The organism is Klebsiella scottii (genome assembly GCF_036561945.1).
Classification (GTDB): domain Bacteria; phylum Pseudomonadota; class Gammaproteobacteria; order Enterobacterales; family Enterobacteriaceae; genus Klebsiella; species Klebsiella scottii.
In genome coordinates this window covers 2,045,520-2,070,764 of record NZ_JARXNI010000020.1, presented here as the reverse complement: position 1 = coordinate 2,070,764, position 25,245 = coordinate 2,045,520, and the positions used below count along the sequence as shown (strand labels likewise).

Sequence of the window (25,245 nt, the reverse complement as noted above, 5' to 3'; positions counted from 1 at the left end):
TTTTCACTTCTGACCGCACCCCGTAGCCCGGGATCATTCGTCCGCGTACTGCGCCTCACCGTTGCCGAAGGACCAGTTTTCTTTTTTGACTTCCACCAGACTGATAAAGACATCTTGTTGACGAAGTCCCACCGCGTGGTGGAGTCCGTCTGCAATAGCCCGGTACAGCGCCTTTTTTTGCTGCGTGTTACGCCCTTCGTTCCAGGTTATCTGAATGGCAACGAAGTCATCGGTGCGATTTATGCCGAGGTAGCCCGGATCATAAATCAACCCTGCCGGCTCATATTCACCGATCGCCTGAAAACGGTCATTCTCCGGGACGCCCACGCTCACCAATGCGTCGTAGACCGCGTCAGCCACTTTCTGACGATAGTCGGCGGGCTTCCCTTTACGTAAATCGATGCGAACAAATGGCATAACGTCTCCTCACGGCTGATTGAAAATACGTGCATATGCTCTTATTTGCAATATCAGCATATGCTGGTAAAATCAAGACGTCAACGTTAATCAGGAAGGGGATGTATGTCTCAGAATGAGGGTATCGGCGCGTCGCCTGGCGTAAGTTGTCACTGCACTACCTTGCGCAAAGCCTCCCGACGTCTGTCGCAATATTACGACAGTATTTTGGCTGAAAGCGGGCTCAAGACCACCCAGAGGGCGATTCTGGCCCAGCTGCGGCGAGCTGGCAGCCTGTCGGTCAGCCATCTGGCTGAGGCCCTGGTCATGGATCGGGGAGGACTTGCCCATACGCTCAAACCTCTCCAGCGGGATGGCCTGATAAGCGTCGACGCAGACCCCTCCGATGGGCGCTCGCGTCTGGTGTCACTGACTCCGGCCGGCAGGGAAAAACTCGGCGAGTCGGATGCCAGCTGGGCGCAGGCGCAGCAGCAGTTTGAACAAAAACTTGGGAAGGCGGAGGCGGCGACGCTGCAGGCCCTGTTGTCCCGTCTTGTGGCAGCCGAATTTGAACAGGACAACATCTAATAATGCAGGCAGTCAGGCTGATTCTCCGTCGATCTTTGTCAGAGCGTGGTTATGTCAGAAGTTGCTGAACAGGCGATGCCTGGAGACTGGCTCGATTTTCGTCGTGATGCCGAAACGGGCATTGAAAGCGTTAACGCCCACTTTACGGGTCACGCCTATGATAGCCACGATCATGAAGAGCTACTTCTGGGCGTAACCCTGCAGGGTTCACAGCGCTTCAGCTGCCATCGCACGGTACATACCAGCACGCCGGGCAAGGCCATCCTCATCGAGCCCGGCGCTGTGCATGATGGTTACGCCGCCCAACGCGATGGCTTCACGTATGCCATGTTGTATATTCCGCAACGGTGGGTGTCGGACAGCTTCCGCCAGCGTGGTATGGGGGATATTTCGCTAATACAGGCGGCTTTTCGCCATACCCTCACGGATGACCGCGCGTTAATTGCGTCGATCTCCCGGGCTTTTGATGCGCTACACAACGGCGAGGGGAGGCTTGCGCGGGATGAAAGTCTGGACAGATTGCTGGTTCACCTCACACCCCATGTCGAACTGAAGCCCTCGGAAGAGCTGACCGACTCTCGCATCAAAATGAACCGGGTCAGGGATTATTTGTATGAGCATCTGGCAAGAAATCCCGGACTTGATGAGCTGGCAAAGGTCAGCGGTATCGATCGCTTTCGCTTAAGCCGCCAGTTCAAGGCTGCATTCGGTCAGTCGCCTCATGCCTATCTCGTCAGGCTACGCCTTCGCACCGCGCGCGGGCTGTTGGCCCGAGGATTTGCTCCGTCGCTGGTGGCGTCGCAGACGGGGTTCGCCGACCAAAGTCATTTAGGCCGCTGGTTCAGACGCGCTTACCGCATGTCTCCTGCGGCATTCCAGAACCACTGCTCAAACGTTCTATACTGATATTCCGCCGTCATGTGAACATGCCTGCTTCGTAGTTAAAGACGGGAATATTTGAATGACGTTTGACACCAAAATTGCATTTATCGTGAGAGATGACTTACCTGACTGGCAGCGCCTGAATGTTGTGGCATTTCTGGCTACGGGGATTGCTTCTGCGGCTCCGGAAATTATGGGTAAACCTTACGTCGATTCGCTAGGCCGGCATTATGGCAACATGTCCGGCCAGCCCATGCTGATTTTTGAGGCGGACCTTGAAAAACTGCAGGCGGTTCACCGTAAGGCGCTGGAGCGGGAAGTGACCATCATTCCTTATATTCATGCCATGTTCTCCACCGGGCATGATGAGGCAAATCGCGAAGTATTTATGGCCGCCGATGCGGATAATCTGGACTTCGTCGGTATCGGTATCCGCGGCCATAAAAAAGCGGTGGATAAGGTTATAAAGGGTTTATCCCTGCATAAATAGTTTACCGCCACAGCGGGGCCTGGCAGCGATTCCTTTCCTGAACCTCTGCACTTCGTCAGTCCGAAAGTATCCCGGCCCCGCATCAACATCACTTTTCACCTGATTGCTGCCTGACGGAGATGAAACGCGTTGCTTGCTCTCTTTATGGCCGGTGTTTTCCGCATAGTCAGGCGCCGGCGGCGATTCAAACTGGGGAATGTTCCGTTATGGGCGGCTCAATATGAGCTACTGAGCCGATGTAAAGTCAGAAAATATTTTCGAGCAGCGGAGCCTTCATACTGGCATCGAAGGGAATAATTTCCGCTTTAGCTATTTTTAATTTTTGGAATGGGTCCTGGCTGAGACGTTCTTCCAGAGATTCGAGGCTGTCAGATTTTGCAAGTATGACGCCGCCATTACGGGGAATTCTTCTTCCTGATGCCAGAAACACGCCATCGGAGTAGCCTTGTTTAAGCCACTCAACATGTGCAGGTATTTGAGAATCAACTTCTTCGAGTGGTTTTATATAAGTTAAAACAACTACATAAATGATGCTCATTTTAAAGTCCTTATGGAAAGAAAGCCTTAAAATGCTACCACCGCAGGAAGTAAAGCTGAAGCAGTAAGATAAGCGCCCGGCATATTAGCGTCGCAGACGGGATGGCGACAGCGACGCTATTATGGCGGTGGAAAATTACCGATATAAGGACATATGGGGGTTGGCTATAAAACCGACCTTAATTACTTCTGCAGGATCTGCCCAACATCGATACGATTTCCATCCGGGTCGGCGAAAACAAATGCCCGAATACCATAATCTTTATCTTCCAGGCTTTTAATAATCCTGGCGCCAATTTCCTGACAACGGGCGTACAGGGCATTTGCATCATCAACCAGAAGATGTGCGACAGGCGACGAGGACGCTTTGTGCCGCGGCTGGAGAGTCAAATGTAGCTCAGCCTCTTCACGCTTTATTATCATAAAACCCAGCGGATCTCCGTTTTCAAAAACGGCCTTGAAGTTCAGCCCGTTGATATAGAACTCTTTGGCAATCATGATGTTTTTAACGGGTAACACGGCGGCTATACGACCAAATCTGACAAGATGCTGCATGATCAACCTCAATATTGTTAATCAATGAATAGCATAGCGCTGGGCGGTGCTGGAGCTACGCGGCTGGGCGGTGCCAGATGATTGATGAAGATATAATATTTCCCCTCGGGGTGAAATTGAAACTTTTGCGGCTCGTGACCAGACCTTATTTACCCGCGCTCCGCCGGGTCATTAACGCCGGCCTCCGGCGCTGGGCAGGCTATTTGATAAACCGCGTTCGGCATCCGCGCCGGCTGCGCTTTCCTTGCGGAGCTGGCTGACGCAGGGGCAGGGCGGCCCCTGATGATTATTTAGTAAAAAATCCGCCTTTATCCGGAAGGGGCGGGCAGCGTTTTGGCGCCGTTAGTCCATCCAGTCGTCGATAATCGCCCCGTACAGCCGCTCAGCCTCGTCCAGCCGGCTGAGCAGGCAGTACTCGTCGGTCTGGTGGGCCATCGACGGTTCGCCGGGGCCGAGAATAATGCAGGGCGGATTATCCAGCGCGGGCAGCAGCAGGGAGGCGTCGGTAAAGTAGGGCACAACGCGCGGCTCCAGCGGCCTGTCGTGCAGCGGCTGGCAGCGCCGATAAATCTGCGCTATCCATGCGTGCCTCTCTTCGCTCAGAACCGCGGGCAGATCGACCAGCGTGGAGAGCGTCACGCTCTCGCCAAGCAGCGAGCTCAGCCGCTGTCGAATGGTGGCGTGCTGTAAATTGGGCGCGCTGCGGATATCTACATCAAAACGCGCGCGGTCCGGCACGGAATTAATATTTAGCCCGCCCTCAATGCGCCCGACGTTCAGCGTGGGCTGCTTCATCAGCGGATGCGGCGCACCCGGCGAAAAATGGCGGATCTTACCCAGGGCATCCGCCGCCAGATAGATAGCATTAATCCCCAGCTCCGGCATCGCCCCGTGGGCGGTTTTCCCCCGGGTTTCACAGCGCAGCCACAGCGCCCCTTTATGCCCGATAACCGGGTAGTTGGCGGTGGGCTCGCCGACGATCAGCGCGCCGATCTCCGGCAGCGGAGCGGACTCGATCAGCGCCCGCGCGCCGTCGCAGCCGGTTTCTTCCCCGCCGGTGATGAGCAGCACCGCGCCGCGTCCGGCGCGGATCTCCTCCCGCCGCCGGACGCAGGCGACGGCGAACGCCGCTATCGCCGCTTTCATATCGCTGGAGCCTCGTCCGTAAAGACGCCCGTTCTCGATCTGCGAGCCGAAGGGGTCATACCGCCACCGCGCATTGCCGAGCGGAACGGTATCCAGATGGCCGGTAAAGGCCAGCGGTTTACCGGCCGCCGCTCCCGGCAGCTGAGCAATCAGATTGCTGCGCCCTTCGCCGAACGACGACAGCGAAATCTCGAAGCCGCTATCGCGAAGCCAGTCGGCAAAAAAACGCATGCAGTCGGCTTCGTTTCCCGGCGGATTGATGGTGTTAAAGCCCAGCAGATGCCGGGCCAGTTCGAGGGTGGTGGTCGCCATCAGCTGCGTTCCGTCAGCCAGTCGAGGCAGTTAATCCACAGCTGGCGATAGCCGGGCCATTTGGCAAACTCCTCGGGCAGCCAGTGTGCGGACATATCGCTGGTCCACACCAGCGAACGCCCCTGCTGATATTCGCGCACCGCCAGCAGCGGATGCCCGGTGCCGGCAACGGTCGCCAGCAGCCTGCCTTCCGGGTGCATTTCCACTTCGTTATAGCCCAGCAGCCACGGCCACTCGCCCGGAATATCGTTAAACAGCGCGTGGGATTCGGTCACTTCGGCATAGCAGCCCTCCGGGGTTTCAATGCGATCGTCCCACGCCAGGCAGCGCACCGGCAGAACTTTCTCCACCGCGGTATGGCGATAGCGCGCGCTGCCGTTAATCCCCTGGAAGCTGTAATAGCCGCCAATCATCATCAGCGAGCCGCCGGCAGCAACGTAGTCATGCAGCAGCGTCAGACGGTTGGCGGTACGGCGGCTTTTCAGCCAGGTGTCCGGGTGCAGCAGCAGCGTGTTGGCGCCAATATCCGACAGGATAATCGCATCCCACTGCTGCAGTTCCTCCTGCGTCAGCGGGAACTCGGTTGCCGCCGCGTGGGCCGGCATATAGGTGATGGCATAGTGGCTATCGGCCAGCGCCGCCAGGAAATCCGTCGCGCCGTTGTGCCAGGTAGCGGTAGCAAACTGATCGAAGCCTTTAACGTGCGTTGAGGTGCTGGTCCAGGATTCACCGACCAGTAAAATTTTCTTCTTCATTATGACCTTTCCTTTTTATCCGCCAAATACCCGCTGGGGATTTCTAATCATCAAGGTTTCAAGCTGTTCGCCGCTGACGCCGTGGCGCCGCAAGCGAGGAACAAAATGCTTGAGTATGTAGCCGTAACCGTGGCCGCCGTAGCGGGTGAGCATGGTTTTCAGGAAAACGTCCTGCGACAGCAAAACCTGCTGGATATAGCCGTCGTCAATCAGCTCCCGAATGGCGCGGGCGTTCTCCTCATCGGAGGGCGACTGCGCCGACTCATCGGCGTAGTAGTAGCTCATGCCGATCATGTCGTATTCGAGAAACGCCCCGCGCTGCGCCAGCTCGCGCTGATAGCGCTTATCGGCAAAGCTGGGATTCATATGGCACAGCACCGTATGGCGCAGATCGGCCCCTTCCTGTTCGAGAATATCCAGCACCCGATGACCAAGCCGCTCCCAGCCCGGCAGGTGGACCTCGATCGGTACGCCGGTCGCGGCGCTGGCCCGGCCCGCCGCGCGCAGGGACTTCTCTTCGTCCGGGGTGAAGCGGCTGGAGATGCCGATCTCGCCGATCAGCCCGGCGACGATCTCCGGCTTCTCCTCCGCGCCGCCGAGGTCGTAGATCAGCCGCTCGGTCAGCTGTTCGACGCTGCTGCTCTTCACCCACTCGGGGTGCGACGGCTCCAGATAGAAGCCGGTGCCCATAATAATGTTCAGCCCGGTCAGACGAGCGATGCGCGCCAGCGCCTGCGGATCGCGGCCAATGCCGATATTGGTCGGATCGACCACCGTTTCCCCGCCAAGGGCGCGATATTTCATCAGCTCTTCAATCGCCACGTCGACGTCAAACAGCTGGCAGTTATCGCGGCTGATCAGCGGGTTCAGCGACAGCTCGCCGAGGTTTTCCATCTTCACCGGCATTTCGGCAAGATGGCGATCGCTACAGCAGCAGGGCGGAACCCATTTGCCGGAGGCATCCAGCAGGATATGCTCATGCATCAGCGTTACGCCCATCTCGCTGACCGGCAGCGGGCCAAGCACCGTCATCACGTAGCCGCTGCTGATGCCGACCGGCAGCGGAGTGGGGTGGCGAAAAATTGATCCTTTCATGAGCTATCCTTTCGCCGCTGAGCGCGTGGGGTTAAGAATGCGGGTGTTCAGCCAGATAGCCAGCAGGATAATGGTGCCGGTGGCGATCTGGGTGTAGAACGGCGAGATATGCGACAGGATCAGCCCGTTCTGAATGACCGCAATCGACAGCGCGCCGAGCAGCGTGCCGATAATGGTACCGAAGCCGCCGAACAGGCTGGTGCTGCCGAGTACAACGGCGGCAATGACCTGCAGTTCGAAGCCTTCCCCTTGGTTGGATGAGCCGCTGCCGAGGCGCGCGGTAATAATCATTCCGGCCAGCGCGGCGGCCATTCCGCTGATGATGTACACCCTCATAGTCACCGCTTTGGTGTTAATCCCGCTGCGCCGCGCGCCCTCGGCGTTGGCGCCGATAGCCGTAACGTAGCGGCCAAAGCGCATATGATTCAGCACGATATGCCCGATAACCAGAACCATAACGCCGATCAGCGCCGGCATGGGGATACCCACGACCCAGGCGCGCCCGATAAAGGTAAACAGGCTGTCGGCGGGAACCGGAATCGAATAGCCCTGGGTCACCAGCAGCGCGATGCCACGAACAACGGCCAGGGTGGCGAGGGTGACGATAAACGCCGGAATGCCTTCATAGGCAATAAAGAAGCCGTTAATGGCGCCGACTAATCCGCCGAGCAGCAGACCGCCGAGCAGCACCACCGGCCACGGTAAACCCCAGCTGTTGAGGGCGATGGCGGAGAGCGCGCCCACCAGCGCGAGGGTGGAGCCCACCGACAGGTCGATGCCGCCGGTGGTAATCACCAGGGTCATCGCGGTCGCCACGATCAGCAACGGGGCGCTCTGGCGAATGATATTCAGCCAGTTGGTACCGGTAAGGAAGTTGCTGGTAATGAGCGAAAACACCACGCAGCAGAATACGAAAAACAGCGCGATGCTGACCACGCCCGAGTGGTTATGCAGCAGGCGCCGGGGCAGCGAATGCTGGATCATGCGGGAGCTGCTTAAGTTCATGATACTCATCCTGTTACCTCAGTGTGCAGCCGCAGAGCGGGCGGTGAATTTTTCGCCCACGATCAGGTTAACGATATCGCTCAGGCTGGTGTCGGCCACCCGGCGGTCGGCGACGTTGGTGCCTTCATACATCACCATGATCCGGTCACAGACCAGGAACAGGTCCTGCAGGCGGTGGGTGATCAGAATGACGCTTACGCCGCGAGCGGAAACGCGGCGGATAAGCTCCAGAACCGCTTCCACTTCCGCAACGGCTAGCGCGGCAGTGGGCTCATCCATAATCAGCACCTTGGGGTCAAAAGCCGCCGCGCGGGCGATGGCGATGGCCTGGCGCTGGCCGCCGGAGAGATTGCGTACCAGCAGACGGGTATCGGGAATAGAAATACCCAGCCCCTTTAGCATCTCCCGCGCGTCGGCGTGCATTTTGGCCTCGTCGAGGAAGGGGATGCCGAGCACCGATTTCATCGGCTCGCGGCCCATAAACAGGTTACCCGCGACGTCGACCGTGTCGCACAGCGACAGATCCTGATACACCATCTCGATATGGCAGCGGCGAGAGTCCGCCGGATTGGTAAACTGGTGCTGTTCGCCATCGATGCGGATGGTGCCGCTGGTGGGGATCACCGCCCCGGATAGCACTTTGGTCAGGGTTGATTTCCCCGCGCCGTTATCGCCCACTAAGCCCAGCACTTCGCCCGGAGCCAGCTCCAGGTTCACGCCGCGCAATGAGCGTATCGACCCGTAGGTCTTGGTGATATTGATCATCTCTACCCTTGGCGGGGTAGTTTGTGGCTGCTGCATCCGATCACTCCCATCGCTATTGCCGGGAAAATGTTCGCCCTTCCGGGTAAAAGAACTCCATCCAACACGGCTTACACCCTTGTAAACCGGTTTACCTGCGGAGTGGAGCTTTCACAAGCACGGTCAGGTCAAACGCTATTTAAGATATTTGTTCGCCAGTTAGAACATTGCAGCATCCGTGCCAGGGCAGAAAAAACACAGCAGCCCCATTACTTAACTCTCTGTAAAAGAAAGAATTTATTAACGGTTTATAAGTAAACCGGTTTACTAATTATAATCAACAGATTTTGAGTTGAACGTTTTTTGCGCCAAAACTGGGCGCTTTTGCGCCATTTTGGGACGCGCTTAACAAATCTTGATCGAATCGCGACCGATCCATTCCACCGGCAGGCGGGTTTCCGCCGGGATATCTTTCTCGTTATTCAGCAGGCGCAGCATGATGCTCACCGCGGTGCGGCCCAGCTCGCGCGCGGGCTGGCGAATGGTTGAGATGCGCGGCTGGGTAAAATCGGCATAGTTTGCGTCATCGAAGCCGACCAGCGACAGCGCCTCCGGCGCCTGCAGCCCGCAGGCGCGCAGCCCGTCGAGCAGGCCAAGTACCAGATAGTCGCTGGCGGCGAAGACGGCGGTGGGGCGAAGCGGCTGGCTGAACAGGTGCCGCAGCGCCTGCTGGCCGAACTCGCGCTGGTAGTCGCCGTACATTACCCACTCGGGGGGCCAGCTCAAACCGGCCTGCTCCATCGCGGTGCAGAATCCCTGGTAGCGTTCACGGACGCTCATCAGCTTGTCCGGCCCGCCGACGAAGGCGATACGGCGGTGCCCGGCGGCGATCAGCTTTTCCGTCGCAATCCGCCCGCCCTGGACGTTATCGGCAAAGACTTTCGGCACCTTGCTGCCGGGAATATCCTCGTCCAGCAAAACGATGCGCTCGTGACGCTGGATCTCTTTACGCAGCAGGCCGTTATCGGGGCGGTTGGTGGTGAACAGCAGGCCGTCGACCTGGCAGGTATCCAGCCAGCGAATGAACTGGCACTCTTTTTCCGGATTATTGCGGGTGATGCACAGCACCAGGCTGTAGCCGCTGGCCGAGGCGGCCTCTTCGGCGGCATCGGCCAGTTCGGCGAAGAAGGGGTTGGTAATATCGGGGAGTACCAGCCCGAGGGTTTCGCTGCCCCCTTTGCTAAGGCGGCGCGCCAGGCTATTTCCGCGATAGTCCAGCTCGCGGATCGCCGTTTCAATGCGGTCGATAGTTTCCTGCGGCAGCACAATATTGTTGTTCATATAGCGAGATAAAGTGGCCTTCGACAGTCCCGCCAGCTTTGCCACATCGGATAACAATACGCGTTTTATACTCATTTCCTGCGCCATTTCTACCAGAGTCGGCTATCTGTAACATAGTTAAGCGCGGTCAATACAGCAATTTCTCGGGCAACAACGACGTTAAATAAATGCTTGACAAAATTTAATCGGCGGAGAATTGTATAGGCAGTTTACCGCATCATCCGGGAAGTGATTCCCAAACCCGTTTAAGTCATTCCAGTCGCGCACCGACACGGACCGGTTGCCGGAATGAAATTAAGCAGGTCCAGCCGAACAATCGACGATCGTTCTGGCCATCTGGACGATATTTGCCCGCCAAAAAATAATCCTTCTGCGTTCGCACCGCGGCGCGGAACTCTGCTGGCTATCAACTATTCCCGATGAGGATACTGATGATGTTATTTAACACCGGAAAACTGCGTTCTATTGCTATTGCAACGTCTCTGCTGGCATCGCTTAGTTTTATTTCTTCCGCCAGTGCCGCCAATCCAACCTATGCTTTAGTTCAAATTAATCAGCAGGCTTTGTTTTTTAATCTGATGAATAAAGGCGCGCAGGATGCAGCCAAAGCGAGCGGAAAGGATTTAGTCATTTTCAACTCCAATGATAATCCCGTCGCGCAGAATGATGCGATTGAAAACTATATTCAGCAAGGAGTTAAAGGCATCCTCGTCGCCGCCATCGACGTTAACGGAATTATGCCAGCGGTAAAAGAAGCCGCCGCCGCTAACATTCCGGTGATTGCTATCGATGCCGTATTACCGGCGGGGCCTCAGGCGGCTCAGGTCGGCGTGGATAATATCGAAGGAGGCAGAATCATTGGTAAATACTTCGTTGACTACGTGCAGAAAGAGATGGGCGGCCAGGCGCGGCTGGGTATCGTCGGCGCCTTGAACTCGGCGATTCAGAACCAGCGGCAGAAGGGCTTCGAAGAGACGCTGAAAAGCAACCCGAAAATTACCATCGCCAACGTAGTCGACGGGCAGAACGTGCAGGATAAAGCGATGACCGCGGCGGAAAACCTGATTACCGGCAACCCGGATCTGACGGCGATCTACGCCACCGGCGAACCCGCTCTGCTGGGCGCCATTGCCGCAGTGGAAAACCAGGGGCGCCAGAAGGATATTAAAGTCTTCGGCTGGGACCTGACGGCGAAGGCGATTTCGGGCATTGACGGCGGCTACGTTACCGCCGTGCTGCAGCAGGACCCTGAGCAGATGGGGGCTGAGGCCCTGAAGGCGCTGAACGCGATCGCTTCGGGTAAAACCGTGCCGAAAACCATTCTGGTTCCGGCTACGGTGGTGACCAAAGCGAACGTGGATACCTACCGCTCGCTGTTTAAGTAATCTTCAGGCATCGCCCGTCGCTAACAAGGCGGCGAGTTCCTGGCCGTCGGGGAATGCGCTGAACGTCCCTCGGCGGCTCACGGTGATGGCGGCGGCGCGGCTGGCATGAGCCAGCGCCAGGGCGTCCGGCGCCACTCCGCGCCGCAGCGCGGAGGCCAGCATGACGGCGAGAAAAGTGTCGCCGGCGCCGGTGGTATCAAGCGCCTCGACGGCGGCGGCGGGCGAGAAGCTGCGCTGGCCTTCGCGGACCAGCCAGGCGCCGGCGGCGCCCTGGGTAATGACTAAGGTCTGCACGCCGTACGGCTGTAGCTGCTCCGCCTCTGACTCATTGACGACCGCGATATCGACCAGCGGCCACAGGAGAGAAAAATCAGGATTGACCGGCGAAGGATTAAATACCGTCGTCATACCGCGCGCTTTGGCGAACTGAAACAGAGCCCGCGTTTTTTCCAGCGAGAAATTACCCTGCTGCAGCAAAATATCGCCTGCAGCGCCGTCTGCCAGATGCGGAATAATATCATCGAGGCTAAATGTATCGGCGGCGGCGGTAGTGGTAATAATCGCATTATCGCCGTCGGCGCTATTTAAGATAATCGAGGTGTCGCTATGTTGGTTGAAATGTCCGGTGGGTAGCAGCGTCAGTGGTTCATTTATTAGCTGCTGGCGTATCCAGGCTCCGTTGCTGTCATTTCCCGTGGCCGCAATTAAGCGTGTATCTATGCCGCAGCGGGATAATATAATCGCCTGATTCGCGCCTTTTCCGCCGAGATCCTGCGAAACTTTAATACCATGAATTGAGGCGCCTTTTTTCGGGATATCCGAAATGGACCAGGTTTCATCTACGGTAATATTACCGATAACGTAAACACGCATAGTGTTCCCTTAACAGGATGGATAACATGACTTCTATATCAGCAGAAAAGACCAATGCAATACAAGATATTTTTTCACGTAGTAAAGTAGTCATTGGTGTGATTCACTGCGACCCATTTCCTGGCACGCCTAAATATCGTGGTAAATCAGTAAGTGGTATTATTGAACGGGCGCTTCGTGATGCGGAAAATTATATTGCGGGCGGCGTTCACGGTCTGATTGTTGAAAACCACGGCGATATTCCCTTTTCCAAACCAGAGGATATCGGTCCTGAAACATCGGCGCTGATGGCGGTCATTACCGAGAAAGTTCGCGAGCGCTTCGGCGTGCCGCTGGGCATTAACGTGCTGGCCAACGCCGCTATTCCGGCGCTGGCTACCGCGCTGGCGGGGGGGGCCGATTTCGTCCGCGTAAACCAGTGGGCCAACGCCTATATCGCCAACGAGGGGTTTATTGAAGGGGCGGCGGCGAAGGCGCTGCGCTATCGCAGCCAGCTGCGCGCGGAGCATATTCGCGTCTTTGCCGACAGCCACGTCAAGCACGGCAGCCACGCAATCGTGGCCGACCGTTCGATTCAGGAGCTGACCCGCGACGTGGACTTCTTCGAAGCCGACGCGGTGATCGCCACCGGCCAGCGCACTGGCGATAGCGCCACCACGGAGGAAATCGATGAGATCCGCGCCGCAACCGCGCTACCGCTGCTGGTGGGCTCCGGCGTGACGCCGGCTAACGTCTGCCAGATCCTCGGACGCACCCAGGGAGTGATCGTCGCCAGCACCATGAAGGTGGACGGCGTCTGGTGGAACGATGTCGATCTGGCGCGGGTTAAGCACTTTATGTCGGTCGCCCAGGCCGTGCTGGAGGATGCGTAATGGAAGCGTTTAGCGAGCGCCTGCTGCGTGAACATCAGCAGGTCTGGCAGGCGATGCAGCAGCACCGCTTTGTGGTTGATATTGAGCAGGATCGCCTGCCGGAGACGGTATTTAACCGCTATCTGGTTTTTGAGGGCAACTTCGTCGCTACGGCGATTGCGATTTTTGCCCTCGGCGTCAGCAAGGCGCCGGATATTCACCAGCAGCGCTGGCTGATCGGCGTCCTCAATGCGCTGGTGGACACGCAGATCGCCTGGTTTGAACAGGTACTGGCCGAGCGCCGGGTTAATCCCGCCGACTATCCGGACGATCGGCCCGGGGTGCGCCGCTTTCGCGACGGCATGCTGCGGATAGCCCGGGAGGGGAGCTATGAACAGATTATTACCCTGATGTTCGGCGCGGAGTGGATGTACTACCACTGGTGCCGGCGGGTGAGCGGGGGCAGCCAGAGCGATGCGGACCTCCGGCGCTGGGTAGAAATGCATGCGGAAGAGGAGTTTTACCGCCAGGCCCGCTGGTTGAAGGAGGAGCTGGACCGCTGCGCGATGGCGCTTAATGAAAGCGAAAAGCAGGCGCTGTCAGCGCTGTACGGCGAGGTGCTGCAGTGGGAGATCGATTTCCATACCGCGGCGTATGAGGCGTAGCCGCATCGATAAACACGAGGTGAGCTGAAGCGGCGCCCCGATCCCTGGGGCGTCAAATACCGCATCCGGCGCGTTGTGCGGCAGAGGGGGAAACATATGCCCCTCTGTGCTGACAAACTAAATGCAAACGGACTGCCGGGGCCGTAGCGTGCCGCCAGCTGAGGCTCGGCGCTCTAACGGCGGGTGATATGTTTGACGTTGTATTTGTTGGTATTCTGGTAGATATCGGATAAATCGACGCAGATATTATTCTGCGCATAGCTGAGCGACTGCACCCGCAGCAGGAGGCTGTTTTGCGGCACCTGCAGGAACTCCGCCTGTTCCCGGGTTGCCAGAACCGGCGAATAGCTACGATGGCTCTCGAGAATGGAAATATTGCACTCTTTCTTGAAATAGTTAAATTTCGATCTTTCCAGATTGCCGATGCTTAACCACGGAAAAATCGCCACCGGGATATAGCTGTTTTCAATCAGAATGGGCACGTCGTCGATAAGGCGAATGCGTCGGACGTAATAGACTTTTTCCCCAGGCTCAATTTTTAACTGCTGGGCGATAGCTAGAGGGGCGTTGATCATGGTGAATTCAATCACCTTATTGCGATAATTGGTCACGCCGACGACATGCATCTGGTAGTTAAACCCATCGAGCTCCCCTCCATGATAGTTGCTCTTGCGCGCCACATACGAGCCGCTGCCGTGCCGTTTGACGATCAGTTTTTCCTCTTCAAGCAGCGTTAGCGCCTTACGGATAGTCATCACCGAAGCCTGAAGCTCCTGCGCCAGCGTCTTTTCGCTGGGTAACGCATCCCCGATTTCGTATTCGTCGCTGTTGATGCGATTTTTTAACTCACCTGCAATTGATTTGTATATCACTTATAGATGTCTCTGATGGATGAGTTGCTGCGAGATTATAATTTAATTCATTGATTAATAATAAAATAAATAAATTAACCGTTACAGATATCGAAATGTCATCTAAAAACAGGCTTTTACATATATATCTATTCCATTCAAAGGTATATGACTTTCATCACAAATGATGATTTTGCCGATCTGATTTATTTCGACCCCGACATAAGCTGGGTTCCATGTTCCGCGGCGCTGGCAGGCGCCGGATGGTAAAGGGGTCGATAATGGTTGGGGTTAAAAAGTTACAGGACTTTTCAAAAGCGATGATTGGGCCAGTTTTATATCTGCCGGTTATTGGCCTTTTGATTGCATTGCTCAGCATCACTAGCAATAAAATATGGGTGGCCGAAAGCAGCACGCTTTATCTACTGGGTAAATATGTTTCCAGTATGCTTTGGGCAATCATGAATAATCTCGGCTTTTTCTTTTGCCTGGGGCTGGCCAGCGGGCTGGCGAAAAGCCGTAAAGCGGAAGCGGCTTTCGTTGCATCCATGACCTGGTTTATGTATCTGGCGGCGAATAACAGCTGGCTAACCCTCACTCAACGACTGGCCGCAGGCAGCAGTAATGCGCAGCTATACGGCAGCGGCCAAACCTTTATTTTTGGCTTCCAGGTTATTGATATGGGAGTGTTTCTCGGCATTATTCTTGGCTGTGCCGTGGCGTTTATCCACAACCGATTCGTAGATATCGAGTTTCGCGGCGCATTCTCCATCTATGGCAACAGTAAGCTCGTGCTTATCATCATGATCCCGCTGGTGGGCCTGTTTGCCATCGGTACCGTTTACTTCTGGCCGATTGTTGAACATGGGATATCGGCTCTCACCGGAGTAATGAAAACCTTCGGTGCGGCGGGCGTGTTTCTCTATGGTTTCCTTAATCGTTTCCTTATCCCGACAGGATTACACCACCTGATCTGGTCGCCCTTTGTGTTTACCTCCATCGGCGGGCAGCTGCTGATAGAGGGACAAACGGTGGTCGGCGCGAAACCCATTTTCCTCGCTGAAATCGCCAGTAATACCGGCGGCGCGTTAAGCGATTCGGCGCGTTTTTTAACCTACGGGATGGTGAAAATATTTGGTACAGCGGGCATGGCCCTGGCATTTTATAAAACCGCCAGAGCAGAAAATAAGCAGAAATTAAAAATCACCCTGATTCCATTGATCGTGACCTCGTTTCTGGTCGGCATCACCGAGCCTTTTGAGTTTTTATTTATCTTTACCGCGCCGCTGCTCTGGCTGGTTTATTCGCTGCTGGATGGATTTTTCCAGATGCTTGCCTGGCTTCTTAACGTCCGGGTATGTGCGACCAACGGCATTATCGATTTCATTGTTTATAACATTCCGGCAGGCGCGCACCTGACGCGCTGGCCCATCTTTGTGGCCCTCGGCTTAATGGAAACGGCGACGATGTACTTTGTCGGTAAATTCATGATCACCCGCTTCAGGATGAACACGCCGGGCCAGGAGCAGGGAGAGCCCGTCGGCGAAAAGCAAGCGAGCGCCGCTCCTGCCGGTAAAGCATCCGGTGAACAGGTCGTACTTGGGCTGGGCGGAAAAGAGAATGTCTGCTCCGTCGAGAGCTGCTTTACCCGACTTCGGGTCGACGTGCGGGACCCCGCTTTGATTCAGGAAAGCATACTGAAGAATAGCGGTGGCGCCAGCGTCATTATCAATGGTCATCACGTTCAGGTTATCTACGGCTTAGGGGTAAATAAAGTTCGCAATGCCGTAAATAGCTATTTAGATATTCATGAATAAAGAGGTGGAGAATGAAAGATAAATTTGTTGTCACTATTGCCGGCGGCGGAAGCACCTATACACCGGGTATTGTAATGATGCTGCTGGAAAATATGGACCGTTTCCCCCTGAGTGAGATTCGGCTCTATGACAATAATCACGATCGTCAGCGCGTTATTGGCGAAGCTTGTACCATTCTGGTGGCGGAGCGCTATCCGCAGGTCGCCTTCAGCTTCACCACCGATCCGCAGGAGGCGTTCAGCGGCGTCGATTTTGTGATGGCCCATATTCGCGTTGGCCTCTATGAGATGCGTGAAAAAGACGAAAAAATCCCCCTCAAATATGGCGTTATCGGCCAGGAAACCTGTGGGCCGGGGGGAATTGCCTATGGTATGCGCTCCATCGCCGGCGTGCTTGAGCTGGTGGACTATATGGAAGCCTACTCGCCTGGGGCGTGGATGCTTAACTATTCCAACCCGGCCGCTATCGTTGCCGAGGCGACGCGCCGCTTACGGCCCGCGGCCAAAATCATTAATATTTGCGACATGCCTGTGGCGATTGAAGGGCTGTTTGCCGACATCCTTGGGCTTCCCTCGCGCAAAGAGATGAACGTGAGATATTTTGGCCTGAATCATTTCGGCTGGTGGACCAGTATTACGGATAAAGCCGGCAATGATTTAATGCCCGCCTTGAAGAGTCATGTCGCCGAGCTGGGTTATTGCAGTCCGAAAGAGGATTTTCAGCATAAAGCCCCGAGCTGGATTGAAACCTTTAAAAAGGTGAAAGACGTCTTTGCGCTCGATCCCGAGACGCTGCCAAATACCTACCTGAAATACTATTTCTATGCGGATTACGAGGTTGCCCACTCCGACCCTGACTTTACCCGCGCCAACGAGGTCATGGCGGGAAGAGAAAAAGAGGTGTTCGATATGGCCAGAGAGATAGTCGTTCGGCAGAGCGCGAGGGACGCCCATTTCCATGCCGGCGCGCATGCCACCTTCATCGTCGACCTCGCCTGCGCAATCGCGTTTAATACTCAGGAGCGGATGCTGTTGATTGTGGAAAATAACGGCGCTATCGCTAATTTTGATGATACTGCGATGGTTGAGGTTCCTTGCCTGGTGGGCATTAACGGCCCGGAACCGCTGGCGATGGGGAAAATCCCGCTTTTCCAGAAGGGGATGATGGAGCAGCAGGTGGCCGTCGAGAAGCTGGTTGTTGATGCCTGGGTTGAGGGCAGCTATCAGAAGCTCTGGCAGGCAATAATCTTATCTAAAACGGTGCCGAGCGCCTCGGTGGCCAAAGCTATTCTCGATGATTTAATTGTCGCTAACCGCAGCTACTGGCCGGCGCTGAATTAAGCCCCGCCTGCCGATAATCTTATCTATGCCCGATGAAGCTGGTCGGGCATTTTCATCATGGCTTTGCACAGCAGCGGAGCGCAGGCGGTCGCGATCCGCGATCTTAGCTGGAAAAGGTGCCCAGGGTACCTTGTGAGGATGCATTAACTTGCCCACAAGGCTCGCAAACACAACATACCTGAACTCCGTCCTTAGCCCTTATCGGGGAGCAGGGGGCAAAAAAATCGTGCACCTTACTCCCCCCTCGAGGCCAATTTTTGCAGTGCGGTCCGGATTACCTGAACGGAGAGCTCAGAGGGACTTCTGCGTCGGGTTGGTGAGTAATACGGTTACGCAGATCGCGACGGATCATCTCAATCGCCCAGAACCAAAATATATGTCCGACAAGTTCAGAGATATATTCACTGGCGGGGATATTGAGCAATGATGGCGTCAGGCCCAGTAACGGGAATGAGATCCAGTGAACAGCAATGGTGGCGACGATCCCCGCCCATGCCCCTTGCCATAATTTCACTTTAGGAAATACCTCAGCGACTACACAATAACCAATGGCGAACACCAGAGAGAAAATAATATGCGTAACCATGACCGGGTTAATAATGTGTTCTGAAAAAGTGTAGACCGTATGAGTAGGATCAATGCCAAGATAATCACGCAAGAAAATGTACGGCGGGTTAAACTCATCCCGGCCGCCGGAAAATGTTCTCGGCGGCAAAGGAACCTCTGCTCCCCATTTTACAAACGCCGACATTACCCCGGCAATAATACCTACAAATAACGCGACGCCATAACGACGCCGGCCGGGTTCCGTCTGCACAAAAAAATCTTTAACTGCCATTTCTACCACCTCGGAATTACATAAGTTTACGATTATTCATACTCATAAATATGTAGATTCAATTCTTTGATCTCGATCACGCTAAGCTCATAGAATCGCACTGGTATTTATCATGAAATGAGAGTATATCGAGGGCCAGTAATGGTAGTTGACAAACCCTATGCTGGCGCAATCGTGAATATTCCATCGGAATGGCTTTCGTTCACAGGTGGGCTTATCATGCCCAAACCCGGTGTCTGAAAGGGAGAGAGTTTCAGCGTGGATGGGCTATTTTTCAATCGCGTCAGCCCCCCCTCCAGCGGCGATTTTAATAAATTTAAATAGCTTCCCCGGTACCGTTTTCCATATTATACCGGGGCCGTGCGTTTTATTTAATCACCTCTGGAACATCATCGCCCGCGTATTTTTATGCGTGTCCAATAGCGCAATACATTGCGGAAACATAATGCCGATAATGTCCTGTACAGGCTTACTGTAATTTATATACCCCCGCTTGCCACGGACTCAATGCGATCGCGGTACTTTCTTTTGCTGTATCACGGCGCTGATTCGTCTCGATAACAACCTGCTCAACGGCGTCCTTAGACGGCAGGATATAGCGAACCGGCTGTTCTTTAAAGTTCACCACCACCAGATAACGTTCATTATCCAGGGTTCGGGTATAAGCGTAAACGGTATTATCCTGCGGGTCGAGGTCCTGATACGCGCCATAAACGAGCGCCGGGATTTGATGACGCAGGTGAATCATTTGTTTGTAGTAGTTCAGCACCGATTTATCCTCAGTTAACTCGCGTTCAGCGTTGATTTGCACATAGTTCGGATTGACGTGAAACCAAGGCGTAGCGGACGTAAACCCTGCATTATGGCTGTTATCCCACTGGAAAGGCGTTCTGCTGTTATCCCGGCTGGTCAGGCGCACGTTGTCGAGAAATTCCGCTGCCGTCACTTTCCCGCTTTCGACATAATCATGCCAGAAACCTTTAACTTCAATATCGTCAAATTCGCTTAGCTTTTTAAAAGGATAGTTGGTCATTCCCAGCTCTGACCCCTGATAAATAAACGGCGTCGCCCGCTGGGTGAGGGTGATTGTCGCCAGCGCTTTAGCCGATGCTTCCCGCCACTGCGGTTTGTCATCGCCGAAATGAGATACCGCGCGGGGATTGTCATGGTTATCGAGGAAGAACGTGTTCCATCCGTACTCCCCGACGGTGGTATCCATTTTACTGATGATCTGACGGAACTGAGAGAGCGTCCACGGCTTATGGCGCCAGCGCTCATTGCTGTCGCGGTCAAGACGAATTAAGTCAAACATAAAAGCCATGTTCAGCTCATGGCGCCGGCGGTCAAAAAACTGCGACGAGCGATCCAGCGGCACGCCAAAGATTTCCCCTGCGGTGGCGACATCATAGCGGGAAAGGACCTCCCGGTTCATTTCCTGAATATATTGATGAATATTGGGGCCCATGGTGTATTGTTGGGCAAAATTTTTCTGTTGCTCAGGAGTCAGGTCGGGGAATCCAGGTATTTTTGAATAGGTCGCCACGGTGTCAAAGCGCATCCCTGAAACGCCTTTATCCAGCCAGAAACGGAGCATTGCGTAGAGATCTTCGCGGACCTTCGGGTTATCCCAGTTGAGATCGGGCTGCTGTTTGGCAAAATAGTGCAAATAGTATTGTCCTGACTTCGCCTCTTTTTGCCACGCCGAGCCGCCAAAAAAGGAAGGATAGTTATTCGGTGGCTGATTATCCTTTCCGTCACGCCAGAAGTAGTAGTCACGATAAGGATTGTTTTTATCACTTTTACTTTGAATAAACCACGGATGCCGATCGCTGGTGTGATTGATGACGACGTCGATCATTAAGCGCATATTTCGTTTTTTCATTTCGGCGATGAGCGTATCGAAGTCCGCCATAGTGCCGTACTCTTTCATGATCTGACGATAATTGCTGATGTCATAACCGTTGTCGGTATTCGGCGAGTCATAATGGGGATTTATCCAGATAGCGTCAATGCCGAGTGATTTGAGATAGTCCAGTTTTTCGATAATGCCTCGAATATCGCCAATGCCATCGCCGTTGGTATCTTTAAAAGAACGCGGATACACCTGATAAAAAACCGCCTCTTTCCACCATGCCGGGAAAGTATTTTCCTTATGAACGCCGATATCCTCGGCGAAGGAGGCGGGGGCGCTGAAACCCGGACAAGCCCAGGTCATCATGAGAGATGATAGTGCAACCGCAACCGCCGTGCGGCGTTTAACAAAAGACATAATTTTTTCCTTATGAAGTACGTTGTGAATGCTTAAATTTTTTATCGTTAAATAAAGGCGTAAATCATCAGCAGCCAAAGTATGGCGCCAACGACAATGATAAATTTCAGCAGGAGGTTATTCCCCGGGAAGGTATATACCGGAGGCAGCGACGAGCGTCGGGCCTTAATGAGCAAGGAGGGCGGGAGTAATATACTCCACAGCACTAATGAGAGTCCGCCAAAGGCCAGAGCAGATAAAAAACCTTGCGGGGTGAAAATGCCGGCCAGGGCCGGAGGAAAATATGTCAGAAATATCGCCAGCGGCCGCGAGGCGCGGCGGTACCGGTTATTAAGCATATCCTCAAGACAATCACACAGGCCGATTGAGGCTGACATCAGAGAGGCCAAAACGGCAATGCATCCGAATGATATGAACATCAGACCGGTGCCGGACGCGGGCTGGTTGATTTTGAGGGCCGCCATAAACGCGCCGATGTTTCCACCTTCGTCGCTGACATGCTGAATAGCCTGAGGAGTGAGTACTCCCATGATAATGGTCAGCCAGAAGGCGTAGATGAGCAACGAAACGGCAAAGCCGTAATAGAGAGACCGCGTAATAGCGCGGTGATTGTCCCGTCTGTACATCCTCGTCAGGGAGGGAATGCGGCCATGAAAACCAAAGGCAATAATACATACCGGAATGACTGGCAGGTAGTACTGTAGCGACGTTTCACGGCTGGTTTCCATCAGCCTGAGCAGCTGCACGCCGCCGGCAGCGCCTGCGAACAGCAGCAGAAAGAGGCTAAACTTCACCGCAATCAGGCAGGAGAGAATATAGCCGGGTAGTCTGCCGCCTGCCCACAGAATAAGCGAGGTCGTCAGCGACAGCAGGGCAATCGGGAGCCAGCCGCGGCCCATCCCGGCGGGAGGCAAGAGGCCGTTTAATATTGACGCCGCGCCTGATATATACGCATAGGTGAGCAAATAAAGCACAACACAAAACGCGATACCGATGACTACGCTGGCGCCGGGGCCGAGCAGCGCCTTCGTGAAGGTGTGAAAGCTTGCTCCCTGGGGAAATCGCATATTGATATCGACGAGGATCGGCCACGTCACCAGCATCAGGAGCCCTGTCGCCGAGGGTGCCTGTCTATTTTCTTTTTTTGCCAGTTTTCCATTGTGTTACCTTCATTGAAGTGACTACCAGAAGAGACAGGATCGCCAGCGATAAGCTGCTTACGCCAAGCGTCCTGTCGAAACCAATACCGGTATCCGTCAGTTTTACCGCGAAAAAGCTAATCGTTCCGGCGCTCGCTGTTTGAATAAAGCCGGTGAGGGATGCGGCAACCCCCGTCTTATTGCCTTTAATTTGCAGAGCGATAAAGTTAGCGGTCGGATAATAAGCGCCAAGGCTGAAGTTAAAAACCATCGCGCCGACAATGCATAAAATAAGCGAGTGGCTGCCGAGGATAAATGGCGCAACCGACAGGGCGTTTAGCAAAAATAAAACCCACGGATTGATGAACTGTTCGAATTTCGCAGCCTGATTACCGATAATGAAAAACAACACCGATGCTGAAAACAGCAGGGAATAGTTCATCGTACTCAGACCAAGCTGCTGCATAAAGATCGCCGGCGACAGCGAGATATAACAAAACAGTGAGCTCAGGATCAGCGAAACCAGCAAGGTTCCGTGGATAAATGCCGGAGTGATAAATCCGCCGGTTGAGGAAGTGGCTACGCGATCGTGATGCGCGAGGGCGCGCGGGGACAGTAGCATGGTCAGGACGCTAAATAGCGCCATGACCAGGAAAATCACGTTCCAGCTCAGATGCCCGAGGATCACCGCGCCCGCCAGCGGGGCAATAAGAGGAACGACGGCACTGGCTGAGGATATATCGGAAAGCGCGCGTTTTAGCTTCAGCGGGGGGAACGTTTCTTTGGCGATGGCTTTTGAAAGCACGGGGCCGGCACCGGCGCCCACGGCCTGTAATACCCTGCCAGACAGGAGCATCATTAAATTCTCGGCCATAAAACAGAGGATGCTTCCGGCGAGGAAAATGGCAAAGCTGAGCGTCAGTACCCGTAATTTACCAAATTTATCACCGACAAATCCCGATACTAACTGGCTCGCTGCGTATATCACAAGAAAGCCGCTAATAGTCAACTGGATGGTTGAGTAATCTGTATTAAAGGCCGTTTGTAGGATCGGCAGCGCGGGCACGATCATATCCGTTGCCAGCGCCGATACCGATGCGGCAAGAATAAGATACAGATACATCCTGAGCATAATAAACGCTTCCTTCATTTAGCGGGTTAAATCATCGGGAATTGTTATTTAATTTCTTATGGATTTTTTCTCGACGGAACAGATGCCGATCCCTGTCATTATTAACAGAGCGCTTGCCAGATGATATAAATGCGGTTGGGTATGTAAAAACAGGATGCTTAATATACCGCCAGAAAGAGGGATTATATGAGTGTAAATTTCACCGCGAGTAGCGCCAATCGCGGCAATGCCTTTATTCCAGAATAAATAGGCCAGCCATGAGGGGAAAATAACCAGGTACGCCAGGCCGCTGAGGAAAAAAGCATCGTGATATGCGCTGAAGGAGATGGCCGGCTGTCGCGATAGCCAGACTATCACCACCGGAATCAGAAGAAGGGCGCCAACAAGCGAGCTGACGGCGACGAAAGCGTTCGCAGGGATGCGTCGGTCTTTATTGCGCAGCAGAGAACAGTACAGTGCCCAGCTCAGCGCCGATCCCATAGCCCAGAGATCCCCCGACCTGAAACTCTTCAGTCCCTCCGGGTGCAGCAGGTTGCCCTGCAAAAGGAGGATCAGCACGCCGGCCGTACTGAAGATAACGCCCAACCAGTTACGTGCCGAAACCCGGTCGCGGAAAATAAGACGATTAATAATAAGAACCATGCAGGGGGTCGCGGACATATAGATCGCGGCGTTCAGCGCGGAGGTGGTCTGCAGGCCTATATAGAGCGTTAAGGGGAAACTAACCTGTCCACAGAGCGTTAAGATCAGCAGCGTGGCCGCGTTTTTACGCAGCAGCATGCGACTCTCCCCGATTTGCTGATGATAAAGCACAACCAGCAGCAGCGCCGTCAGCGCCCATCTTGCTTCGGTCATCAGAATCGGATCTGCACCCTGAACGAGAATATGCCCTACGACATAATTCCCTCCCCAGAACAGGGCCGCCAGCGTGAGTAACAGATAAGGCATGCTAATTCCTTGCATCGCTTAAAACTGTACTAAATGGTAACGTTAAAATTTTAATAACATCAACTTTTTTTTAAATGAAAATGAAGTTTTTAATTTTAATTAACATTATCATTTAGTTAACTGTTTTTAATGGAAGTGATAAAAATCTCATTGCAGCATGTTTGGCTGTACTATAACGTATATATACCATGCATTTTACAGGGATAAATTAATGCGTACCATTGAGAATGATGTCACCGGCAACAAGCGTAATTCCTCTCTCTCAATGCCTTCTCTGGATGAAATGATTGACCAGCTCATCCACAGCAATGCACTGTCGCTGAAACTGACGGCCAATCCGCTTCTTGCAGACAGGCTCTGGCATCTTACGGAGAATACCTGCGTCAGGGCTTTTTCCGCTGCCGATCCCGAAGCACGAAAGTGCGCCCACGGCGCGCTGTTCATGCTTTATCAGGCCTGGCTGGCTGAGCCGCTATCCGCGCCGGCGAATAACCAGTTCCACCCTCTGCTCAGCGCAGTAAGGACCTATATTGAGTCAGAGTGGCTTCGGGCGGAAAAGAAACGTTTTATTTCGCATAAGCCCGTACTTAACGCCGGTAATATCGTGGATGAGCTTCGTGATTTATGTCAGAAGCATCCAGCTTCACACCATCCGCTTTTCGACTTTCTCTCCGCTTCAGCTTCCGCAGCGCAAATAGATTATTTTTTCAAAAGCGATAGCGCGCTTAATCTTCTGTTTTTCGATCTGGTCGCGATGGGGCTGGTGGGCTCCCTGCCGGAAACGCGGGCAGAGATTGCCCAAAACCTCTGGGATGAGATAGGGCAGGGAAGTAACGAAATCACTCACGTCAATTTGTATAAGGATCTACTGAAACGCAGAGATATCGCCTTACCCGAAAATCATTTCGCTCACCTGTATGAGTGGCAGGGGCTTGCCGGGTATAACGCGTTCATGCTCGGCGGCGTGAACCGGCAGCATTACTATAAATCGCTTGGCGTGATGGCGATGACGGAGCTACTGGATCCGCCGCAGTATCAGAAACTCGTCGAAGGGTGCCGCCGCATTGGCCTGACGGAACGCGATGTGCATTATTACTCGGAACACATCACGGTGGATATCGGTCATGCCGATGGATGGCTGAATAACGTGATTGTTCCCATCGGCAAAAAATATCCGGCAGCACTGGAGGAAGTCTACGTGGGCGCAGCGCTGCGTCTGCAAACATGCTGCGATTACTACGATTGCCTGCTTGAGTCCCTGCAGGCGCTGAAGGCTTCCGACGCCGTGTGAAGG

25 protein-coding genes are annotated in these 25,245 nt (G+C 54.2%); 9 read left to right on the top strand and 16 right to left on the bottom strand.

What is annotated here, in order from left to right:
• Positions 1-33 precede the first annotated feature (33 nt).
• Positions 34-417, bottom strand: a complete 384-nt coding sequence (locus tag QFI97_RS17375; protein ID WP_095096711.1) for a tautomerase family protein — start codon at positions 415-417, stop codon at positions 34-36.
• A gap of 105 nt (positions 418-522) precedes the next feature.
• Between QFI97_RS17375 and QFI97_RS17370 the strand changes: the two genes are divergently transcribed.
• The 3 genes from QFI97_RS17370 to QFI97_RS17360 are packed head-to-tail and all read left to right on the top strand — an operon-like array spanning position 523 to position 2,356.
• Complete coding sequence (locus QFI97_RS17370; RefSeq protein ID WP_346431680.1) at positions 523-984, top strand: MarR family winged helix-turn-helix transcriptional regulator; 462 nt, start codon at positions 523-525, stop codon at positions 982-984.
• A 51-nt stretch (positions 985-1,035) separates the two neighbouring features.
• Positions 1,036-1,890 carry an AraC family transcriptional regulator gene (locus QFI97_RS17365; RefSeq protein ID WP_346431679.1) on the top strand — a complete coding sequence of 285 codons (855 nt, stop codon included), beginning with the start codon at positions 1,036-1,038 and terminating at the stop codon, positions 1,888-1,890.
• Positions 1,891-1,945: 55 nt separating this feature from the next.
• The gene (locus tag QFI97_RS17360) at positions 1,946-2,356 is read left to right on the top strand and encodes a DUF2000 domain-containing protein (protein ID WP_133597636.1); all 411 of its coding nucleotides are present in this window, start codon (positions 1,946-1,948) and stop codon (positions 2,354-2,356) included.
• Positions 2,357-2,600: 244 nt separating this feature from the next.
• On the opposite strand, the gene QFI97_RS17355 is transcribed toward QFI97_RS17360, so the two are convergent.
• The 8 genes from QFI97_RS17355 to QFI97_RS17320 form a co-directional block, all read right to left on the bottom strand.
• Positions 2,601-2,894 (bottom strand): YciI family protein, encoded by a 294-nt coding sequence (locus QFI97_RS17355; RefSeq protein ID WP_133597638.1) that lies wholly within the window; start codon positions 2,892-2,894, stop codon positions 2,601-2,603.
• 182 nt (positions 2,895-3,076) lie between these two features.
• On the bottom strand, positions 3,077-3,448 hold the full coding sequence (locus tag QFI97_RS17350) for a VOC family protein (protein WP_346431678.1): 372 nt from the start codon (positions 3,446-3,448) through the stop codon (positions 3,077-3,079).
• Between the two features lie 342 nt (positions 3,449-3,790).
• Positions 3,791-4,906, bottom strand: coding sequence for a M20 family metallopeptidase (locus QFI97_RS17345; RefSeq protein WP_346431677.1), 1,116 nt, complete (start codon positions 4,904-4,906; stop codon positions 3,791-3,793).
• Complete coding sequence (locus QFI97_RS17340) at positions 4,906-5,661, bottom strand: glutamine amidotransferase (RefSeq protein WP_346431676.1); 756 nt, start codon at positions 5,659-5,661, stop codon at positions 4,906-4,908. Before QFI97_RS17340 ends, QFI97_RS17345 begins: the two co-directional genes overlap by 1 nt.
• A 15-nt stretch (positions 5,662-5,676) precedes the next feature.
• Positions 5,677-6,756 (bottom strand): phosphotriesterase family protein, encoded by a 1,080-nt coding sequence (locus QFI97_RS17335; protein ID WP_346431675.1) that lies wholly within the window; start codon positions 6,754-6,756, stop codon positions 5,677-5,679.
• 3 nt (positions 6,757-6,759) lie between these two features.
• The gene (locus QFI97_RS17330) at positions 6,760-7,761 is read right to left on the bottom strand and encodes an ABC transporter permease (RefSeq protein WP_189339824.1); all 1,002 of its coding nucleotides are present in this window, start codon (positions 7,759-7,761) and stop codon (positions 6,760-6,762) included.
• A gap of 18 nt (positions 7,762-7,779) precedes the next feature.
• Complete coding sequence (locus QFI97_RS17325; protein WP_161795676.1) at positions 7,780-8,526, bottom strand: ATP-binding cassette domain-containing protein; 747 nt, start codon at positions 8,524-8,526, stop codon at positions 7,780-7,782.
• Positions 8,527-8,907: 381 nt separating this feature from the next.
• Positions 8,908-9,930: a LacI family DNA-binding transcriptional regulator gene (locus QFI97_RS17320; RefSeq protein ID WP_095096741.1), complete on the bottom strand. Its 1,023-nt coding sequence runs from the start codon at positions 9,928-9,930 to the stop codon at positions 8,908-8,910.
• A gap of 344 nt (positions 9,931-10,274) precedes the next feature.
• On the opposite strand from QFI97_RS17320, the gene QFI97_RS17315 reads away from it, so the two are divergent.
• A complete protein-coding gene (locus QFI97_RS17315) occupies positions 10,275-11,228 on the top strand; it encodes an ABC transporter substrate-binding protein (RefSeq protein WP_095096744.1) in 954 nt (317 codons plus the stop codon).
• Positions 11,229-11,231: 3 nt separating this feature from the next.
• Here the strand turns inward: QFI97_RS17315 and QFI97_RS17310 are convergent, their stop codons facing one another.
• Positions 11,232-12,101, bottom strand: coding sequence for a ribokinase (locus QFI97_RS17310; protein WP_095096747.1), 870 nt, complete (start codon positions 12,099-12,101; stop codon positions 11,232-11,234).
• 26 nt (positions 12,102-12,127) lie between these two features.
• Between QFI97_RS17310 and QFI97_RS17305 the strand changes: the two genes are divergently transcribed.
• The gene (locus QFI97_RS17305) at positions 12,128-12,973 is read left to right on the top strand and encodes a BtpA/SgcQ family protein (protein ID WP_331835460.1); all 846 of its coding nucleotides are present in this window, start codon (positions 12,128-12,130) and stop codon (positions 12,971-12,973) included.
• Positions 12,973-13,617 carry a TenA family protein gene (locus tag QFI97_RS17300; RefSeq protein WP_331835459.1) on the top strand — a complete coding sequence of 215 codons (645 nt, stop codon included), beginning with the start codon at positions 12,973-12,975 and terminating at the stop codon, positions 13,615-13,617. The genes QFI97_RS17305 and QFI97_RS17300 overlap by 1 nt, the downstream gene beginning before the upstream one ends.
• A gap of 173 nt (positions 13,618-13,790) precedes the next feature.
• Here the strand turns inward: QFI97_RS17300 and QFI97_RS17295 are convergent, their stop codons facing one another.
• Positions 13,791-14,489, bottom strand: coding sequence for a GntR family transcriptional regulator (locus QFI97_RS17295; RefSeq protein WP_095096755.1), 699 nt, complete (start codon positions 14,487-14,489; stop codon positions 13,791-13,793).
• Between the two features lie 260 nt (positions 14,490-14,749).
• Between QFI97_RS17295 and QFI97_RS17290 the strand changes: the two genes are divergently transcribed.
• The gene (locus tag QFI97_RS17290) at positions 14,750-16,285 is read left to right on the top strand and encodes a PTS transporter subunit EIIC (protein WP_331835458.1); all 1,536 of its coding nucleotides are present in this window, start codon (positions 14,750-14,752) and stop codon (positions 16,283-16,285) included.
• An 11-nt stretch (positions 16,286-16,296) separates the two neighbouring features.
• Positions 16,297-17,625 (top strand): 6-phospho-alpha-glucosidase, encoded by a 1,329-nt coding sequence (locus QFI97_RS17285; protein WP_346431674.1) that lies wholly within the window; start codon positions 16,297-16,299, stop codon positions 17,623-17,625.
• A 274-nt stretch (positions 17,626-17,899) separates the two neighbouring features.
• Here QFI97_RS17285 and QFI97_RS17280 read toward each other — a convergent pair whose 3' ends face one another.
• The 5 genes from QFI97_RS17280 to QFI97_RS17260 form a co-directional block, all read right to left on the bottom strand.
• Positions 17,900-18,463, bottom strand: coding sequence for a YagU family protein (locus tag QFI97_RS17280; protein ID WP_095096765.1), 564 nt, complete (start codon positions 18,461-18,463; stop codon positions 17,900-17,902).
• 469 nt (positions 18,464-18,932) lie between these two features.
• Complete coding sequence (locus QFI97_RS17275) at positions 18,933-20,681, bottom strand: glycoside hydrolase family 13 protein (protein WP_438943444.1); 1,749 nt, start codon at positions 20,679-20,681, stop codon at positions 18,933-18,935.
• A 98-nt stretch (positions 20,682-20,779) separates the two neighbouring features.
• Positions 20,780-21,835, bottom strand: a complete 1,056-nt coding sequence (locus tag QFI97_RS17270) for an aromatic amino acid transport family protein (protein WP_346431672.1) — start codon at positions 21,833-21,835, stop codon at positions 20,780-20,782.
• Between the two features lie 28 nt (positions 21,836-21,863).
• On the bottom strand, positions 21,864-23,003 hold the full coding sequence (locus tag QFI97_RS17265; protein ID WP_346431671.1) for an MFS transporter: 1,140 nt from the start codon (positions 23,001-23,003) through the stop codon (positions 21,864-21,866).
• A gap of 48 nt (positions 23,004-23,051) precedes the next feature.
• Positions 23,052-23,951, bottom strand: a complete 900-nt coding sequence (locus QFI97_RS17260; protein ID WP_346431670.1) for a DMT family transporter — start codon at positions 23,949-23,951, stop codon at positions 23,052-23,054.
• Positions 23,952-24,162: 211 nt separating this feature from the next.
• Between QFI97_RS17260 and QFI97_RS17255 the strand changes: the two genes are divergently transcribed.
• Complete coding sequence (locus QFI97_RS17255; protein WP_346431669.1) at positions 24,163-25,242, top strand: iron-containing redox enzyme family protein; 1,080 nt, start codon at positions 24,163-24,165, stop codon at positions 25,240-25,242.
• Positions 25,243-25,245: the final 3 nt, after the last annotated feature.

Coding starts and splice junctions, on each gene's coding strand:
- QFI97_RS17300 (WP_331835459.1), top strand. CDS start 12,973: ATGGAAGCGTTTAGCGAGCGCCTGCTGCGTGAACATCAGCAGGTCTGG.
- QFI97_RS17255 (WP_346431669.1), top strand. CDS start 24,163: ATGCGTACCATTGAGAATGATGTCACCGGCAACAAGCGTAATTCCTCT.
- QFI97_RS17330 (WP_189339824.1), bottom strand. CDS start 7,761: ATGAACTTAAGCAGCTCCCGCATGATCCAGCATTCGCTGCCCCGGCGC.
- QFI97_RS17320 (WP_095096741.1), bottom strand. CDS start 9,930: ATGGCGCAGGAAATGAGTATAAAACGCGTATTGTTATCCGATGTGGCA.
- QFI97_RS17305 (WP_331835460.1), top strand. CDS start 12,128: ATGACTTCTATATCAGCAGAAAAGACCAATGCAATACAAGATATTTTT.
- QFI97_RS17340 (WP_346431676.1), bottom strand. CDS start 5,661: ATGAAGAAGAAAATTTTACTGGTCGGTGAATCCTGGACCAGCACCTCA.
- QFI97_RS17345 (WP_346431677.1), bottom strand. CDS start 4,906: ATGGCGACCACCACCCTCGAACTGGCCCGGCATCTGCTGGGCTTTAAC.
- QFI97_RS17275 (WP_438943444.1), bottom strand. CDS start 20,681: ATGATGACCTGGGCTTGTCCGGGTTTCAGCGCCCCCGCCTCCTTCGCC.
- QFI97_RS17310 (WP_095096747.1), bottom strand. CDS start 12,101: ATGCGTGTTTACGTTATCGGTAATATTACCGTAGATGAAACCTGGTCC.
- QFI97_RS17290 (WP_331835458.1), top strand. CDS start 14,750: ATGGTTGGGGTTAAAAAGTTACAGGACTTTTCAAAAGCGATGATTGGG.
- QFI97_RS17370 (WP_346431680.1), top strand. CDS start 523: ATGTCTCAGAATGAGGGTATCGGCGCGTCGCCTGGCGTAAGTTGTCAC.
- QFI97_RS17260 (WP_346431670.1), bottom strand. CDS start 23,951: ATGCCTTATCTGTTACTCACGCTGGCGGCCCTGTTCTGGGGAGGGAAT.
- QFI97_RS17315 (WP_095096744.1), top strand. CDS start 10,275: ATGATGTTATTTAACACCGGAAAACTGCGTTCTATTGCTATTGCAACG.
- QFI97_RS17280 (WP_095096765.1), bottom strand. CDS start 18,463: ATGGCAGTTAAAGATTTTTTTGTGCAGACGGAACCCGGCCGGCGTCGT.
- QFI97_RS17375 (WP_095096711.1), bottom strand. CDS start 417: ATGCCATTTGTTCGCATCGATTTACGTAAAGGGAAGCCCGCCGACTAT.
- QFI97_RS17365 (WP_346431679.1), top strand. CDS start 1,036: ATGTCAGAAGTTGCTGAACAGGCGATGCCTGGAGACTGGCTCGATTTT.
- QFI97_RS17325 (WP_161795676.1), bottom strand. CDS start 8,526: ATGATCAATATCACCAAGACCTACGGGTCGATACGCTCATTGCGCGGC.
- QFI97_RS17335 (WP_346431675.1), bottom strand. CDS start 6,756: ATGAAAGGATCAATTTTTCGCCACCCCACTCCGCTGCCGGTCGGCATC.
- QFI97_RS17270 (WP_346431672.1), bottom strand. CDS start 21,835: ATGCTGGTGACGTGGCCGATCCTCGTCGATATCAATATGCGATTTCCC.
- QFI97_RS17355 (WP_133597638.1), bottom strand. CDS start 2,894: ATGAGCATCATTTATGTAGTTGTTTTAACTTATATAAAACCACTCGAA.
- QFI97_RS17285 (WP_346431674.1), top strand. CDS start 16,297: ATGAAAGATAAATTTGTTGTCACTATTGCCGGCGGCGGAAGCACCTAT.
- QFI97_RS17360 (WP_133597636.1), top strand. CDS start 1,946: ATGACGTTTGACACCAAAATTGCATTTATCGTGAGAGATGACTTACCT.
- QFI97_RS17265 (WP_346431671.1), bottom strand. CDS start 23,003: ATGCTCAGGATGTATCTGTATCTTATTCTTGCCGCATCGGTATCGGCG.
- QFI97_RS17350 (WP_346431678.1), bottom strand. CDS start 3,448: ATGCAGCATCTTGTCAGATTTGGTCGTATAGCCGCCGTGTTACCCGTT.